The organism is Bradyrhizobium ontarionense, assembly GCF_021088345.1.
Classification (GTDB): domain Bacteria; phylum Pseudomonadota; class Alphaproteobacteria; order Rhizobiales; family Xanthobacteraceae; genus Bradyrhizobium; species Bradyrhizobium ontarionense.
The window spans coordinates 975,553-991,250 of the sequence record NZ_CP088156.1 but is presented as its reverse complement, the minus strand read 5'-3'; the positions used below and the strand labels follow the sequence as shown (position 1 = coordinate 991,250).

At 64.4% G+C, this 15,698-nt stretch carries 14 protein-coding genes; 5 read left to right on the top strand and 9 right to left on the bottom strand.

The window, feature by feature from the left end; translation table 11 throughout:
• The first annotated feature begins 287 nt into the window (after window positions 1-287).
• Window positions 288-1,337 (top strand): hypothetical protein, encoded by a 1,050-nt coding sequence (locus LQG66_RS04365; RefSeq protein ID WP_231323789.1) that lies wholly within the window; start codon window positions 288-290, stop codon window positions 1,335-1,337.
• A 176-nt stretch (window positions 1,338-1,513) separates the two neighbouring features.
• Window positions 1,514-1,915: a hypothetical protein gene (locus LQG66_RS04360; RefSeq protein ID WP_231323787.1), complete on the top strand. Its 402-nt coding sequence runs from the start codon at window positions 1,514-1,516 to the stop codon at window positions 1,913-1,915.
• A gap of 37 nt (window positions 1,916-1,952) precedes the next feature.
• On the opposite strand, the gene LQG66_RS04355 is transcribed toward LQG66_RS04360, so the two are convergent.
• From LQG66_RS04355 to recJ, 4 genes are all read right to left on the bottom strand, one after another.
• Window positions 1,953-2,483: a 2'-5' RNA ligase family protein gene (locus LQG66_RS04355; protein ID WP_231323785.1), complete on the bottom strand. Its 531-nt coding sequence runs from the start codon at window positions 2,481-2,483 to the stop codon at window positions 1,953-1,955.
• Between the two features lie 11 nt (window positions 2,484-2,494).
• Window positions 2,495-3,502, bottom strand: a complete 1,008-nt coding sequence (locus tag LQG66_RS04350) for a serine hydrolase domain-containing protein (RefSeq protein ID WP_231323783.1) — start codon at window positions 3,500-3,502, stop codon at window positions 2,495-2,497.
• Window positions 3,503-3,628: 126 nt separating this feature from the next.
• On the bottom strand, window positions 3,629-4,102 hold the full coding sequence (locus LQG66_RS04345; protein ID WP_231323781.1) for a hypothetical protein: 474 nt from the start codon (window positions 4,100-4,102) through the stop codon (window positions 3,629-3,631).
• A 797-nt stretch (window positions 4,103-4,899) separates the two neighbouring features.
• Window positions 4,900-6,741, bottom strand: a complete 1,842-nt coding sequence (gene recJ, locus LQG66_RS04340; protein WP_231323779.1) for a single-stranded-DNA-specific exonuclease RecJ — start codon at window positions 6,739-6,741, stop codon at window positions 4,900-4,902.
• 298 nt (window positions 6,742-7,039) lie between these two features.
• Here recJ and LQG66_RS04335 point away from each other — a divergent pair, with 298 nt between their 5' ends.
• On the top strand, window positions 7,040-8,128 hold the full coding sequence (locus LQG66_RS04335) for a methyl-accepting chemotaxis protein (protein ID WP_231323777.1): 1,089 nt from the start codon (window positions 7,040-7,042) through the stop codon (window positions 8,126-8,128).
• A gap of 10 nt (window positions 8,129-8,138) precedes the next feature.
• On the opposite strand, the gene LQG66_RS04330 is transcribed toward LQG66_RS04335, so the two are convergent.
• From LQG66_RS04330 to LQG66_RS04310, 5 genes are all read right to left on the bottom strand, one after another.
• The gene (locus LQG66_RS04330; protein WP_231323775.1) at window positions 8,139-8,858 is read right to left on the bottom strand and encodes a haloacid dehalogenase type II; all 720 of its coding nucleotides are present in this window, start codon (window positions 8,856-8,858) and stop codon (window positions 8,139-8,141) included.
• Between the two features lie 15 nt (window positions 8,859-8,873).
• Window positions 8,874-9,875, bottom strand: a complete 1,002-nt coding sequence (gene glpX / locus LQG66_RS04325; protein ID WP_231323772.1) for a class II fructose-bisphosphatase — start codon at window positions 9,873-9,875, stop codon at window positions 8,874-8,876.
• A gap of 204 nt (window positions 9,876-10,079) precedes the next feature.
• Window positions 10,080-11,399, bottom strand: a complete 1,320-nt coding sequence (locus tag LQG66_RS04320; protein ID WP_231323770.1) for a homoserine dehydrogenase — start codon at window positions 11,397-11,399, stop codon at window positions 10,080-10,082.
• A 36-nt stretch (window positions 11,400-11,435) separates the two neighbouring features.
• Window positions 11,436-12,656: an LL-diaminopimelate aminotransferase gene (locus tag LQG66_RS04315; RefSeq protein WP_231323767.1), complete on the bottom strand. Its 1,221-nt coding sequence runs from the start codon at window positions 12,654-12,656 to the stop codon at window positions 11,436-11,438.
• Between the two features lie 207 nt (window positions 12,657-12,863).
• On the bottom strand, window positions 12,864-13,157 hold the full coding sequence (locus tag LQG66_RS04310; RefSeq protein WP_231323765.1) for a hypothetical protein: 294 nt from the start codon (window positions 13,155-13,157) through the stop codon (window positions 12,864-12,866).
• Between the two features lie 247 nt (window positions 13,158-13,404).
• Here LQG66_RS04310 and LQG66_RS04305 point away from each other — a divergent pair, with 247 nt between their 5' ends.
• Both LQG66_RS04305 and LQG66_RS04300 read left to right on the top strand, forming a co-directional pair.
• Window positions 13,405-15,210, top strand: a complete 1,806-nt coding sequence (locus LQG66_RS04305) for a PHA/PHB synthase family protein (protein ID WP_231323763.1) — start codon at window positions 13,405-13,407, stop codon at window positions 15,208-15,210.
• Window positions 15,211-15,284: 74 nt separating this feature from the next.
• Window positions 15,285-15,683 (top strand): MAPEG family protein, encoded by a 399-nt coding sequence (locus LQG66_RS04300; RefSeq protein ID WP_231323761.1) that lies wholly within the window; start codon window positions 15,285-15,287, stop codon window positions 15,681-15,683.
• The last annotated feature ends 15 nt before the right edge of the window (window positions 15,684-15,698 follow it).

Here is a 15,698-nt window from a genome sequence, read left to right as displayed (position 1 = left end):
TCATTCCTCGCGAGAGCAGGCAGCGGCCGATGCCATCACCGTCCGATCCTTCAAAGACAGTGCACTTCGTAATCCGCCCTCGGCCCACCGGCGGCCCTGCCTCGCCTGGGTTCGTCCATCCGCACGCATCCGTGCCGCGGCTCGGCGATCCCGTCCGCGTCTGGCTGTCATCCGAATTCGTCGATCCAACCGAACATTTCCGCTTCGATTCGCCGACCGCGGTTTACGAGGCGGCGCGCTGGCCGCTCGGTCTGACGCCTGGCCGCAACAAGGAGGAACAGATCGCCATGTCCGGCATGTCCGATGGCGATTTCGACTGGCATGTCGGCTGCGCGCTGCAGCTGCCACACCGGTACAGCGGCCTGCGCTTCGGTCCACCTCTACGGCGGGATCATGCCAATCTCTGGATCCAGCATGTCGGACATTGGAATGGCGACACGAACCGGTTGGCGGACATCATCGCTGGACTTGCACGGCTGCCGAGCGCGCGTGACCCCAGCTACACTTATCATTCGCTGTATGCGCTGACGCCGTTCGCCATTATCGGCCAGACCTGGTGTCAGCCCGGCCCTGCCTCTCCGGCATTCATTACGGACACCTCGATTGCATTCTTCTACACCTTCGAGACGTTGCTCCAGGAATGCTTGATCATCGAGTCCCTGAAGGCCGGCACGCGTACTCTCGATGTCGTGCCCCTCTATGAGCATCGCTACAACCGTGTCCGTGGGCAGCCCAATCTCCTGATCGATGATCTCTCCACGTTGAAGCTCGTGCGTCATGCCCGTTCGCCGATCGACTGGGAGGGGCTCCGGGCAACCCGCGAGAACGCGAGACGGGGTAGCGGAGGTCGGGGATGGGAAGCCCGTCATTGCCGCGAATTCCTGTTTGTGAGCCGTCTGCAGACGCATCTGATGATCGCGATCACCGCGGCCTGTCATGGGCTCGCCAATTTCGCCACCGGACAGATAAGCTCCCCCCTCGTCAAGACGCTGGACCTGCCGCCCACCCTCGGTGCGCTCGCGCCGCACTGGCTCGGGCATGTAGCGCACGGCTATGATCACGCAACGGCCTGCGCAGACCTGCTCGAAAGCCTCGCTCAATTCTACGAGCAGGACCTCGCATCCAACCATCTGCGCGGCATCCCCATTCCGCCACCTCAACAGCTGAGCGATCCGGTCGAGCGGTCCATCGCGACAACGCCTCCGTATCTCTGGGGATGCACGGTCGACGAGGCTATCGACGCTTATCGCTGGAATCTGTTCGATGTTGGTCTGGATGACACCTCAGTCATCCAATGGAGTCGCACGGCCTCCGATTGGGTCGAAAACTGGAAGTGACCTGGCGCCCAGATGGCGAGCCGTTGCCGGACGATCGGGCCAGACCCGGATTCGTTCACAACCATTTGTACACGAACAAATTTCGGTTCCTGGTGCCATTCACGCGGTGGCTTTCACCTTCTCTTAATTTGCGCCGCACAACGATGCGCGAGACCCAACGACGGGATCTGCGGCAGATGATGAAAGAAGGCACCTATTCCGCCTGGTTCAAGACCCCCAAGGGCCAGGGGACGGGTATCGTCCAGCTGGTGGGCGGCAAGGTCTGCGGCGGCGATACCGTGCTGAGCTACACGGGATGCTACGAGGCCGACGGCGATCGCTTCACAGCCATCGTCAAGACGAAACGTCACGCCCCGGGACAGCCGTCGCTGTTCGGCCCGGATGAGCTGACGCTCAGCCTCGAAGGGTGCTGCAGAAGCACGCCCCTCACGTGCTGGGGCTACGCCGCGGAGGCCCCCGACGTGCCATTCGAGGCAATCCTGCTGTTTTCCGCATCCGACGATGCCGCGGCTCCACCAGCGCCTCGGTCGGTCCCGAAATTCAATCCCGACCAGTTGCCGAAGCCGTCCTGGCGCTGAGCTTCATTTCGGTACAACCGGGATCGTCCGTGGGCGCTCATGCCAGCTTCCGCTCCGCGACGATCTGCACGGGCGGAAACACCACGCAATCGATGACGTCGAACACGACGGTGAAGCGACGGTCGAACGAGCGCGCAAAAGCGATGGCGTCGTCGCGGCGTCCGTCCATGATCCGCGTGCCCAGAGTACAGTGCGGCACCCACGCGCCGGGGCGATAATGCGGACGACAATGCGCCGGGTCGATCGCCGCCGCGATCGAGGCGTGCCATCTGAAGAGCGTCTCGTTCATCGCCGGCTCGGCCCACAGCACGAACTGGGGATGCGAGAACCAGCGGATGCGGCTGAACTGAACCTCCAGAGCAGCGCCGCCCTGCGCGGCCTCGCGCATGGCGTTCCATGCGGTGTCGACGTCGATCTCGGGCGATTCGTAGATGGCAAACGTGACGTGCGGCCGATAGCCGAGCGCATGCATCGACGGCACCTCCTCGAACGCCGCGACCTGATCCCACAGACCCTCGATCTCGGCTGCGGAGAAATGATCAGATCGAAGATTGATCGCTATGGCCATTGGACGCCTTGTTACGGCACCGATACGCTGATTTTTCTCACGAGATCGAGAAAGCGCTGCGTCCGAACCCCTTGCCTGTTCGCAGCGAGATCCACAAGTTCGACCAACACCAGGCGTTTCGATGGAACGACCACGACCAGTTGGCCGCCATAGCCATTGGCAAAGAAGGCGCTGAGGTCCGACCTTGCATCGGCGAACGTCCACCAGAGATAGCCGTAACCACGTTCAGGCTGTTCGGTGTCCGAAAGACGGGTCGTCGATTCCGTGACCCACTGAGAAGGGACCAGCTGCGTCCCGTTCCAACGGCCACCGTTGAGGAACAGCAGGCCAAACCTCGCCAGGTCTCGGGCGCTCACCCGAAACACATAGGCCGGATGGGACGACGAGGCTTCCTTCAGATACAGACCATCCGATGCGGAGAAATCCTCCATGCCGATCGGCCGCGCAATCCGCTTCTCGAAGCTCGCAAAGACGTCGTCCACGGATCGACGATAGATCGTGCCGAGCGCGTTGAAGTCCCAATTATTGTAGTACCAGAAGCTGCCGGGCGTATGGCTTTCGCGCGCAGGCCGCCCCTGCTTCATCTGACCTGTCTCATACGCGGCCGGATGATAGACGCCGGACCGTGCCATCAGCAACTGGCGAACCGTCGCTGTCTTTTCTGCCGGCGAGAGAGCCGGCGGAACATCGTCGATCTCGAGCTCGGCAAGGGTGCTGGCAAGGTTGATCCGGCCCTCCTTGACGGCAATGCCATACAGCGCACTCAGCAGGCTCTTGCGCACGGATCTGACATTGACCTTCGCGCTGACATCCCCAAAGGAGGCAACGATGTGGTCGTCTCTGACAACCATGATCGCCGTCGGCTTCTGCTCAACGGCGAATTCCTGCACCTCGCGTGAGATGGGCTCAGACCAGGATTTGTCGCCGGGGCTTGCCGTCCGCCAATGCAGGCCCGGCTCAGCGAGAGCACACGACGCCCACACCAGCAGAGGCCCGAGCACGGCAAGCAAACGTCGCATGGGCACTTCAACTCCGGCTCGTCCGAACGACCTTACGTCGCAACGATTGCAGAGATCCTGGAAAAAACAGAGGCGAGAGATCGTAGCCTCGTTTCAAGGCGCACCGGTCGAGCAGCGGCTGCGCCGTCACTGCGGCTTCTTCCTTCGCGAACTCAAATATCCGCCGAGGGCGGCCAGCGCGGGGCTCACCGCGATCAACGCAAGTTGCACGACCAGATGGCGAGCGCTGCGGCCGCCAATTGTCGCGTATACGCCGAAGCCGATGCACAGAACTGACGAGAGAGCCCCGTTGAGGATCTCATCGTGCTTGGCAACCCTCCCCGAAACGTAGCCGCCCAATACGGAGCAGAGTGCTCCGAAAGTCATCATGAGAGCTTTGAAAAGGCCGCTTTCCATCAGAGCGCGAGGGTTGGAGACCGCAAGCTCCGCAGCAGATCGGGAATAGATGAAGATGATGATCGTCGCTGGAAAGATAGCGAGGTTCGTCGACAGGATGTCCACGATGTTGCCGATCACGACACCCTTGAACGATATCCGCTTCATCTCACGCAACCCTTCCCGCACCCCGCGCAACTTGCCGCGCAGACCGTGAACGCGCAAGCGTTCTGCGCGTGTGCGCCTTTTAACATTCGCCAGAGTGTCCCGGTGGTCGAGCAGCCTCGACGCCGATCGACCGATTTCGCAAGCCGCATCAGCGACCTGCCTCCGCTCAGTCGCCGGGTCTCAAATTTTCCGCTTGCAATTATTCCGAAAATCAGAAACAATGCCGTCGTCCCGTCCTCATGAGAGGGGCGCTTCGCGATCGTCATGAACGTGGAGGGCGGGATGCGGTGGCCGCGATCGTGTCGCAGCGTGCTTCGATGTGCGCGGACGAACGGCAGGTTGCGGACGTGAAGTCGCGTGGTCCTGGCGCCCCGATGCTGGCGCCAAGCTCTTGGGGGATGATGATCCCCAAGGGCGACGGTGGCTATCAAGCCGGACACCGGGGAGATCGCGTATAAGCGTGAAAACCATCGCGCAGGGAATGCCGGGATATCCGGCTGGACCTGTGGTTCCTGCCCCGTGCACTTTTCACGCACGGGGGCCATGGGTATCAGTCGATACCCGGCATTCCCTGCGCCCTCTTTCTTGAGAGGGTTTTTGAACAGGCATCACTCGGGGCGCGATGGCGCTGCGAGGACGTAACTGCATGCGCTTCCATGAGAGACGCGACCGCCGCCTCACCCTCCGCTGTCGTCCCGGCCTCCGAGCCGGGACCCATACGCCGCGGCCGTCGTGTGAGGCACCGTCGGCATCGCATCCTCACAACATCTGCTGCGGCGTGGGTCCCGGATCTGCGCCGCGCCGACGCAAGCGTCGGCGAGGCTTGTCCGGGACGACAGGGGATGTTGGGGCTACTACCTGATCATCGCCGGTCCGTGGTCCGGCACCGCGACATCGAGCACGCGCAGTTGCACCCGCTCGACGCCCTGGTAGCGGTCGACCGTGAGCGTGCCGGCGACATGCAGGATCTGGCCGCGATGCTGAAGCAGCGCATTGCCGAGCTTCTGGCCGACCGAGCGGAACGCGATGGCATTGACGGTGGCGCCGTCGCCGGATTTGAAGCGCAGCTTCAGATGCGCCTGCCCGACCTCGTCGGCATAGACCAGCTGGTGCGACGGCAGCGCCACGATCGGCTCGGGATTGCCGCTGCCGAACGGACCGGCCCGATTGAGCGTCGCGACCAGTTCCGGCGTCGCCGCGCGTGCGCTGATCGCGCCATCGATCAGGATCTCGTTGACGTGGCGCGCATCGGCGACGTCGGCGGCGAGCGCGCTTTCCAGAAAAGCGCGGAATTCGGCGAGCCGCTCCCTGCGCAGGGTGACGCCGGCGGCCATCGCATGCCCACCGCCCTTCATCAGGATGCCCTGCTCCACCGCGTGGCGCACCGCGCGGCCGAGATCGACGCCGGGAATCGAGCGGCCCGATCCGGTGCCGATGCCGCCGGGCTCCAGCGCGATCGCAAACGCGGGACGGGCAAACTTTTCCTTCAACCGCGAGGCAACGAGACCGACGACGCCGGGATGCCAGCCTTGGGAGGCCGTCACGATCACCGCGCCCTTGTCTTCAAGCCCCAGCGAGGCCAGCGCCTCCGCCTCGGCCTGCGCTTCCGCCGCCTGCTCGATGACGCGGCGCTCGCTGTTGAGACGATCGAGCTCGGCGGCGATGCGCGCCGCTTCCGAGATGTCACCTTCGAGCAGCAGCCGCACGCCGAGATCGGCGCGGCCAATGCGGCCGCCGGCATTGATACGTGGGCCCAGCATGAAGCCGAGGTGCCAAGCCTCCGGCGGCCCGTTGAGCCGCGCCACGTCCATCAGCGCGGTATGGCCGACATGGTCGCGCCGGCGCAGCGCGATCAGGCCCTTGGCGACGAAGGCGCGATTGAGCGCGATCAGCGGCGCGACGTCGGCGACGGTGCCGAGCGCAACGTGATGCAGCATGCTGAGCAGGTCGGGCTCCGGCCGTTCCGCAGTCCAGAAACCACGCTTGCGCAGCTCTCTGTTGACGGCGACCAGCGTCACCAGCGTCAGCCCGACCGCGGCGAGATAGCCGAGGCCGGAGAGATCGTCGGGCCGGTTCGGATTCACCAGCGCGTCGACCTCCGGCAGCTCCTCGCCGCATTGGTGGTGATCGATCACGACTACGGACATGCCGAGCCGTCGCGCCTCGGCGAGCGGCTCGAGACTCGTCGTGCCGCAGTCGACCGTCACCAGAAGCGTCGCGCCCTTGGCCGCGAGCGCGCGGATGGCTTCGACATTCGGCCCGTAGCCTTCGAAGATGCGATCCGGAATGTGGATCAGGGGATCGAGCCCGCAATGGCGCAGATGCCAGGCGAGCAGCGCCGCCGACGTCGCGCCGTCGACATCGTAGTCGCCGAAGATCGCAACGCGTTCGCCCTTCGCCGCAGCATCGGCGATGCGGCCGGCCGCCGCCTCCATCTGCGTCACCGTGAACGGATCCGGCATCAGCTTGCGGATGGTGGGATCGAGGAAGTCGTCGACCTGATCGATCTCGACGTCGCGCCCGGCGATCACCCGCGCCAGCATCTCCGGCAACTCATAGCGCTGCACGATGGCGAGCGCCCGCGCCGCGCCGCGCGCATCCAGCCGGTCGCGCCACAATTTGCTGGTCAGCGACAGCCGTACCCCCAGAAACGCTGGCGGCGCGCTCAGGGGCAGTGCAAGGGCCGATGGTGCCATGATGCGGGGAGCCTCGCTTGCAGCGCAGCGATTCGAAACGGACGGCAGCGAACCTACAGCAACTCTCTGCCATCGGCGGGTTCCATCCAGGGAACCCACTGGAATCGAATGATAGCCGCCGGGAACTCCAGGAACCTGACAGCATATTCGGCTGGTTGCCTAAAATTACAGCTGTGTCCAAGGGCGTGCATTAAACAGCCGTTAGGCGAACTTCGTACAATTTCAATCAAATATTACGCCTGATTTGTTCGCGCGCTCCGTGCCGACGGAGCACGCGGCAACACGGAGTTGATTGCCGATGCCGATCGCGCCCGAATTGAAGACGTCGCCCTCCATTGCTCCCTCACACGCGGCTCAGAAGGACGACGAGACCGACGTCTCGGCGCTGATCGCGCGGCTCACCGGCGAGGTCAATCAGATCGCCTGCGAGAAGACCAAATCGATCCAGCAGATCACCAACCAGATGAAGATGCTGGCGCTCAACGCGCTGATCGAAAGCTCGCGGGTGGGCGCGCAAGGCGCAGGCTTCGCCGTGGTGGCGCAGGAGGTCCGTGCGGTCGGCCAGCTCGTCGAGACCATCGCGCGCGAGCTCGAAGGCCAGCTCACGACGCGCACCGGCAATCTCAAGAGCTCGATCGAGCGCATGACCGACCGTGCCCGCGGCGAGCGCATGGTCGATCTATCACTGAATGCGATCGAACTGATCGACCGCAATCTCTACGAACGCACCTGCGACGTGCGCTGGTGGGCGACCGATTCAGCCGTCGTCGACTGTGCGGCAAACCCGGATGCGACAGGGGTCGCGCATGTCTCCGAGCGGCTCGCCGTGATCCTGTCGGCCTACACGGTCTATCTGGATCTGTGGCTATGCGATCCCAGCGGCAAGGTGATCGCAAACGGCCGCGCCGATCGCTTCAACGTTGTCGGCCAGAGCGTGGCCGACACCAAATGGTTCCGGGAGGCGCGCGGCCTGCGCTCCGGCGACGACTACACAGCCGGTGACGTCGAGTGCCAGCCGCTGCTCGGCAATGCGCAGGTCGCCACCTATTGCGCGTCCGTGCGCGAGCATGGCAAGGCCAACGGCAAGCCGCTCGGCGTGCTCGCGATCCATTTCGACTGGGAAGCGCAGGCGCGCGCGATCGTCCAGGGCGTGCGCGTCAGTGAAAACGACCGCGCGCGCGTGCTGCTGGTCGATTCCAACTTCCGCGTCATCGCCGCGTCCGACGGCCAGGGCATCCTGAGCGAGCGGCTGTCGCTCAAGCTCGACGGCAAGCCCAGCGGATTTTATCAGGACGCCTCGGGGCGCATGGTCGCGTTCCATGCCACACCGGGCTACGAGACCTACAAGGGGCTCGGCTGGTACGGCGCGATCGTGTCGGGCGGGTGAGGCCGGCGGGTCAGCAGCCCACGCGATCGGCGATGCCGCCGAAATCATTGGCTGTGATGTCCCAGGCGCCGGTGGCCTCGAAGTCGCGGCTCTGCAGCGGCCCGTATTCGGTCGGGCGGGCGACAAAGGCGGTCTTGAGACCGTACCGCTGCGCAGCTTCGAGATCATTGTTGTGCGCGGCGACCATCATGACCTCGCCGGGCGCAAGACCCAGCAGACGCGCGGCGCCGAGATAGGTTTCGGGGTCGGGCTTGTAGTGCGCGAACAGCTCTGCGGAGAGGATGAGGTCCCAGGGCAGACCCGCGAACTTCGCCATGTTGGTGAGCAGCGCGACATTGCCGTTGGAGAGCGGCGAGATGATGTATTTGGACTTCAGCCGGGACAGCCCGGCGACGCTGTCGGCCCACGGATGCAGCCGGTGCCAGCCGCGGGCGAGATGATCGAGGTCGGCCTCGGTGAGGCCCGCGATGCCGAGCCGCGCCACCAGCGTCTCCAGCGAGCGGCGGTGCAGCACATCGAGGATGACGTAGCCGCGCTCTGGATTCTTGCGGACCTCGTCCATCGAGCCGACATAGAGCCCGCGCCAGCCGTCGACCAGCGCGGTCCAGTCACCCTGGATGCCGCGGGTCTTCGACCACGCGGTGAAATCATTGATCAGGCTGGTGCGCCAGTCGACGACGGTGCCGAACACGTCGAAGACGAGCGCCTTGACCATGGACAGATCGGACATCACGGCGCTCCGACGTCAGTCGAGGTGGAACTTCTCCAACTGGCGGTGCTCGGCGCGGATGTAGCGCACAGTGCCGGTGACCGAGCGCATGACGACGGTCTCGGTCTCGATCACGCCGTCCTTGCGGAACTTGACGCCGGAGAGCAGCGAGCCGGTGGTGACGCCGGTAGCCGCGAACAGGCAGTCGCCACGGGCCATGTCCTCGATGCCGTAGATCATCTTGGGGTCGCCGACGCCCATCTTGTGGGCGCGCTCGCGCTTCTCCTCGGTGTCGAGAATCAGCCGGCACTGCATCTGGCCGCCGATGCAGCGCAGCGCCACAGCCGCCAGCACGCCTTCCGGTGCGCCGCCGGTGCCGAGATACATGTCGACGCCGGTGTTGTCCGGGTCGGCGCAGTGGATCACGCCGGCGACATCACCGTCGGTGATCAGCCGCACTGCCGCACCAGTCGAGCGTACGCCCTGGATGATGTCGGCGTGACGCGGACGGTCGAGCACCAGCACTGTGATCGCACCGGGCTCCACGCCCTTGGCCTTGGCGAGCCGGCGGACATTGTCGGCCGGCGTCGCGTCGATATCGACGACGCCCTTGGCGTAGCCGGGGCCGACTGCGATCTTCTGCATGTAGACGTCGGGAGCATGGAGGAGCGTGCCGCCATCGGCCATCGCCATGGTCGCAATCGCGCCGGGCATGTTCTTGGCGCACAAGGTCGTACCCTCGAGCGGGTCGACCGCGATGTCGACCCTGGGACCGGTGTTGAGACCCACCTTCTCGCCGATATACAGCATCGGCGCCTCGTCGCGCTCGCCCTCGCCGATCACGACCGTGCCTTCGATCGGCAGCTTGTTGAGCTCGCGACGCATCGCATCCACGGCCGCCTGGTCGGCCGGCTTCTCCTGGCCATGGCCGCGCAGCCGCGCCGCCGACACCGCCGCCCGCTCGGTCACGCGCACCAGCTCGAGCGTCAGGATGCGCTCGAGCAACAACTGCTGCGGGACAGAAATCTGCGTCGACATCGGTCAACTCCTCAAGACGTCACGGCGGACACCCGCCATCAAAATCTACCGCTCAAACGTCGCCCCCACGGACGACGCACCGATCAGGCGGTCGGCCCGGATGGCCGCTCCCCGCCTGTCGATTCCCCCGGTTTGAGCATGAAGTCTGGGCAAACGCCATGCGTTTGTTTGAGCAGGGACAAACGGTTCCCTGGGCATCATGCCCTAATTTTTCTCGATCCGGATGACCTGCGGCTTGCCGCTGATGACCTTGTCGCGCTGCACCGCCTGGAGTGCGCGATGCACCGCGTCTTCATGGGTCGCGTAGGTAATGAGAATGACAGGCACGGGCGCGCTCTTGCCCGCGGATTTCGGCGGCTCGCTGCCGTTCGGGTGGCGCTGCACGATCGATTCGATCGAGATCTTCTGCTCGGCCAGCCGGGTCGCGATCGTCGCGGCCGTGCCGGCATGGTCGCGCGCCATCAGGCGGATGTAGTAGCCGCCCTCGTGCCGCTCCATCGGAGCTTTCTCGGTCGCCTGCAGCTTCTCGACCGGACGCCCGAACGGCGCGACGCGAATGCCGCGTGCGACGTCGGCGATGTCGGCAACGACGGCGGACGCCGTCGCCGCGCCACCGGCGCCGGGTCCGACCAGCGTGATCGGTGGAATGCCCTCGCCGTCGATCGTCACGGCGTTGGTGACGCCCATCACTTGCGCGATCGAGGACGATTTCGGCACCATCGTCGGATGGACCCGCTGCTCGATCCCCTTGGCGGTGCGCATGGCGACGCCGAGCAGCTTGACGCGGTAGCCGAGCTCGGCAGCCGCCTTGAGATCTTCCGGCGCGATCGAGGAGATGCCTTCGACATAGATGGAGCTCTGCGCCACCTGGGTGCCAAAGGCGAGGCTCGCCAGGATCGCGAGCTTCTGCGCGGTGTCATGGCCATGGATGTCGAACGACGGATCGGCCTCGGCATAGCCGAGGCGCTGGGCGTCCTTCAGGCATTCATCGAACGACAGCCCTTCCTGCTCCATCCGGGTGAGGATGTAGTTGCAGGTTCCGTTGAGGATACCATAGACCCGGCTGATGCCGGTGCCGGCGAGCCCCTCGCGCAAGGTCTTGACCACGGGAATGGCGCCACCGACGGCGGCCTCGAAATTCAGCGCGCCGCCATGCTTCTCAGCAGCCTTGGCGAGCTTCAAGCCGTGCTTGGCGATCAGCGCCTTGTTGGCCGTCACCACCGACTTGCCGGCCTTGAGCGCGGTGTCGATCGCCGACAGCGCGGGATCGCCGGCGCCGCCCATCAGCTCGACCAGGCAGTCGACCTCGGGATCCCCAGCGAGCGCCAGCGCATCCTTGGCCCATTTGAAGCCGGACAGATCGATGCCGCGCTTCTTGGCCTTCGACCTCGCGGTCACAGCGACGACGCGCACCGGCCGTCCCGTCCGCTCGGACAGCACGCGCCCTTGCCGCTCGATGAGACGAACGACCTCGACACCCACGGTGCCGAGGCCCGCGATACCCACTCTCAGGGGTGCGACCATGAGATCAATGAACCTGCAGAAAAGAACCTGGGAGACTCAGCGCCGATTGGCGAGAGGAACCACGTTGTGCAACGTTTCGATGCCGCTTTCAAGGAAGCGGCGGACGCCGCGCGCGGCCTGCCGGATGCGCTGCTCGTTCTCGACCATCGCGATGCGGACATAGCCTTCGCCGTGCTCGCCGAAGCCGACGCCTGGCGACACCGCGACACCGGATTTCTCGACCATCAGGGTCGCGAACTGCATGCTGCCGATGGTCTTGAACGCTTCGGGCAGCGGCGCCCAGGCGAACATCGACGCCTCCGGCGACGGGATCTCCCAGCCGGCGCGGCCGAAGGCTTCCACCAGCGTATCGCGACGCTTGCGATAGACGTCGCGCATCTCACGAATGCAGTCGTCGGGGCCGTTCAGCGCGGCGGTGGCCGCGACCTGGACCGGCGTGAACGCGCCGTAGTCGAGATACGACTTCACGCGCGCCAGCGCAGCGATGATGCGTTCATTGCCGACCGCAAAACCGATGCGCCAGCCGGCCATCGAATAGGTCTTCGACATCGAGGTGAACTCGACCGCCACGTCCATCGCGCCTGGCACCTGCAGCACCGACGGCGGCGGATTCTTGTCGTCGAAATAGACCTCGGCATAGGCGAGGTCCGACAGGATCAGGATCTCGTGCTTCTTCGCGAATGCGACGAGGTCGCGATAGAAGTCGAGACTTGCGACATAGGCGGTGGGATTGCTCGGATAGCAGACGATCAGCGCGAGCGGCTTCGGGATCGAATGGATGATGGCGCGCTCGGCCGCCTCGAAGAACTGCGGCGTCGGCTCCGACGGCACCGAGCGGATCACGCCGCCCGCCATCAGGAAGCCGAAGGCATGGATCGGATAGCTCGGGTTCGGGCAGAGAATGACGTCGCCCGGCGCGGTGATCGCCTGCGCGACGTTGGCAAAACCTTCCTTCGAGCCCAGCGTCGCCACGATCTGCGTATCGGGGTTCAGTTTGACCCCGAAGCGGCGGTCGTAATAGGCCGCTTGAGCCCGGCGCAAGCCGACGATGCCACGCGATGCCGAGTAACGGTCGGTGCGGGGCTTGCCGAGGGTCTCCTTGAGCTTCTCCAGCACATGCGGCGGCGCCGGCAGGTCCGGATTGCCCATGCCGAGGTCGATGATGTCGGCGCCGGCGTTCCGTGCGGCCGCCTTGGCCCGGTTGACCTGCTCGAATACGTAAGGCGGCAGACGGCGGATGCGATAGAAGTCTTCCATGGGTCTCTCGGCTCCGGCAACCGGGGGCGGATTCGCCAGCATGGCTGGCGCTGCGGCGCCGCGGGCCTTGCCTTGAAACCGGTGCTGGATCAAACGCTTAGCACGGGCTCACAGCTTGGCTGGCGACGACACGCGGAGGTGTTGATTCCGGTGTTTTATCATGGACACTGCGCCGCGCCAGACAATTACGCCGGTCGGAGCCGCCGATCACTTGTCCTTTGCACCCGTTCCGGCCGAGGCCTGACGGTCGCGCGCAGCGAGCAACTCCTTCTCGATCCTGGCGCGCTCTTCCGGCGAGATGGTCGCGGCGTCGCGATCGCGCGGGACGTCGTTGACAGGCAGATAGCCACCCGGCTCCTTGGGCCGCACCAGGGCTTCAGCCTCGAGCGAGGGCATGTCCGCGATCGGACTGGAGCAGCCGGCCAGCGTGAGCGTGCCGCAGAGGACGCCGGCCGCAGCAAGAGCTCGCGCCCTCGACTTCCAGCTTCGATCCACCGGCATCACACGACGTCCCCTCGGTCTCCGCACCCAATCGACCGCAGCCCGGCGCATTTTGCCGCAGCACAACCAATTGTCACCCAAAACGTTAGCGGGTTGAACAGGAATTCCGACCGCTACGAGCTCGATATGACCGAAGCAAGAGTCTTTTTCGCAACGCAACACGCAAGAATCGAATTAACCGCAAACTCGCGGATTATTGATCGATTGCGGTGACGAAACGCTCCCGACGCGATAGTGTGATCAGGCCATGACTGACGTTCAGACCGACACCCGATCAGCAAAGACCTTCGACGCAGAAGCTTTCGCGATGAACATCGCGAAGGCCATGGAGACCAGCGGCAAGGCGCTTGCCGCCTATCTGAAGCCACGCGAGAACGGCGAAGTCCAGGACCGGCCGCCGACCGAGCTTACTGAAGTTGTGAAGTCGTTCACTGCGGTTGCCGACTATTGGCTTTCGGACAAGGATCGCGCGAGCGACATTCAGACCAAGATCGCCAAGGGCTATCTCGATCTGTGGGGGTCGGCTTCACGACGCCTCGCCGGGGAAGAGGCGCCGCCGGCGATCTCGCCATCCCCGCGCGACAGGCGATTTGCCGATCCCGAATGGAAATCCAATCAGTTCTTCGACTTCGTGATGCAGGCCTACCTGCTCACGACACAGTGGGCGCAGGACCTCGTCCACAATGCCGAAGGCCTCGATCCGCACACGCGCAAGAAGGCGGAATTCTACGTCAACCAGATCACGAATGCGCTCGCGCCATCCAACTTCGTGCTGACCAATCCAGAAGTGTTGCGCCAGACCATGTCGTCGAGCGGCGACAATCTGGTGCGCGGCATGCAGATGCTCGCAGAGGACATCGAAGCCGGCAAGGGCTCGCTGAGGATCCGCCAGTCCGACCCCGGCAATCTCGAGGTCGGCGTCAACATGGCGACGACGCCCGGCAAGGTGATCTTCCAGAACGAGATGATGCAGCTGATCCAGTACACGCCCTCGACGGAGAACGTGCTGCGCACGCCGCTCCTGATCGTGCCACCCTGGATCAACAAGTTCTACATTCTCGATCTGCGCGCCGAGAAATCCTTCATCAAGTGGTGCGTCGATCAGGGGCTCACCGTGTTCGTGATCTCCTGGGTCAATCCCGACAAGAATCTCGGGACCAAGACCTGGGACGATTACATGAAGGAAGGGCCGCTCACGGCCATGGACGTCATCGAGAAGGTGACGGGCGAGATGAAGGTGCATACGCTGGGCTACTGCGTCGGCGGCACCATGCTCGCGACCACGCTGGCCTGGCTTGCCGACAAGCGGCGCCAGCGCGTGACCTCGGCGACCTTCCTCGCCGCCCAGGTGGACTTCACCCACGCCGGCGACCTGCTGGTGTTCGTCGACGAGACCCAGATCTCGGCGCTGGAGCGCGACATGCAGGCCTCCGGCGTGCTCGAGGGCAGCAAGATGGCGATGGCCTTCAACATGCTGCGCTCGAATGACCTGATCTGGTCCTACGTCGTCAACAACTACCTGAAGGGCCAGCCGCCGTCGGCGTTCGACCTGCTGCATTGGAATTCGGACGCCACGCGGATGTCGGCAGCAAACCATTCCTATTACCTGCGCAACTGCTATCTCGAGAACCGGCTGACGTCGGGCACGATGGTGCTCGACAACACGCTGCTCGATCTCTCCAAGGTGAAGGTACCCGTCTACAATCTGGCGGCACGCGAGGACCACATCGCGCCGGCCGATTCCGTGCTCTACGGCTCGCAGTTCTTCGGCGGCCCCGTGAAATACGTGCTGTCCGGTTCCGGCCATATTGCCGGCGTCGTCAACCCGCCCTCCTCCGGCAAGTATCAGTACTGGACCAACGACCAGATCAACGACATCTCGCTGAAGGACTGGATCAAGGGCGCGCAGGAGCACAAGGGCTCGTGGTGGCCGGATTGGCGCGAATGGCTCAGCCAGCTCGATCCCGAGCAGGTTCCCGCGCGCAGCGTCGGCAGCGAGGCCTATCCACCGATCGAGGACGCGCCAGGGTCCTATGTCCGCGTCCGTGCGTAGCGCGATCAGCCGCGATTGACTATAACCGCCTCCGTCCCGCCGGGACGGGACGATATTCAATTGAGGGGATCTCGATGACGCGCGAACTGTTCTGGCTGACGCTCACGGTCATTCTGACCGGGCTGCTGTGGGTTCCCTATATCCTGAACCGTTGCCAGACCCGAGGCCTGTCGGGCGCGATGGCCAATCCCACGCGCAACGACAAGCCGCATGCGCCCTGGGCGACGCGACTGATGTTCGCGCACGACAATGCGGTCGAGAACCTCGTCATCTTCGCACCGCTGGTGCTGATTCTCAATTCGATCGACTACTCGACCAAATGGACCGTGCTCGCCTGCGCCGTCTATTTCTGGTCCCGCGTGGCGCACGTGATCGTCTATGCGCTCGGCCTGCCGGTGTTCCGCACGCTTGCTTTCGTGGTCGGCTTCGCGGCCCAGGCTGTGCTGGCGGTCGCCATTTTCGGCTGGCTGTAATCGATCGTTCAGGAG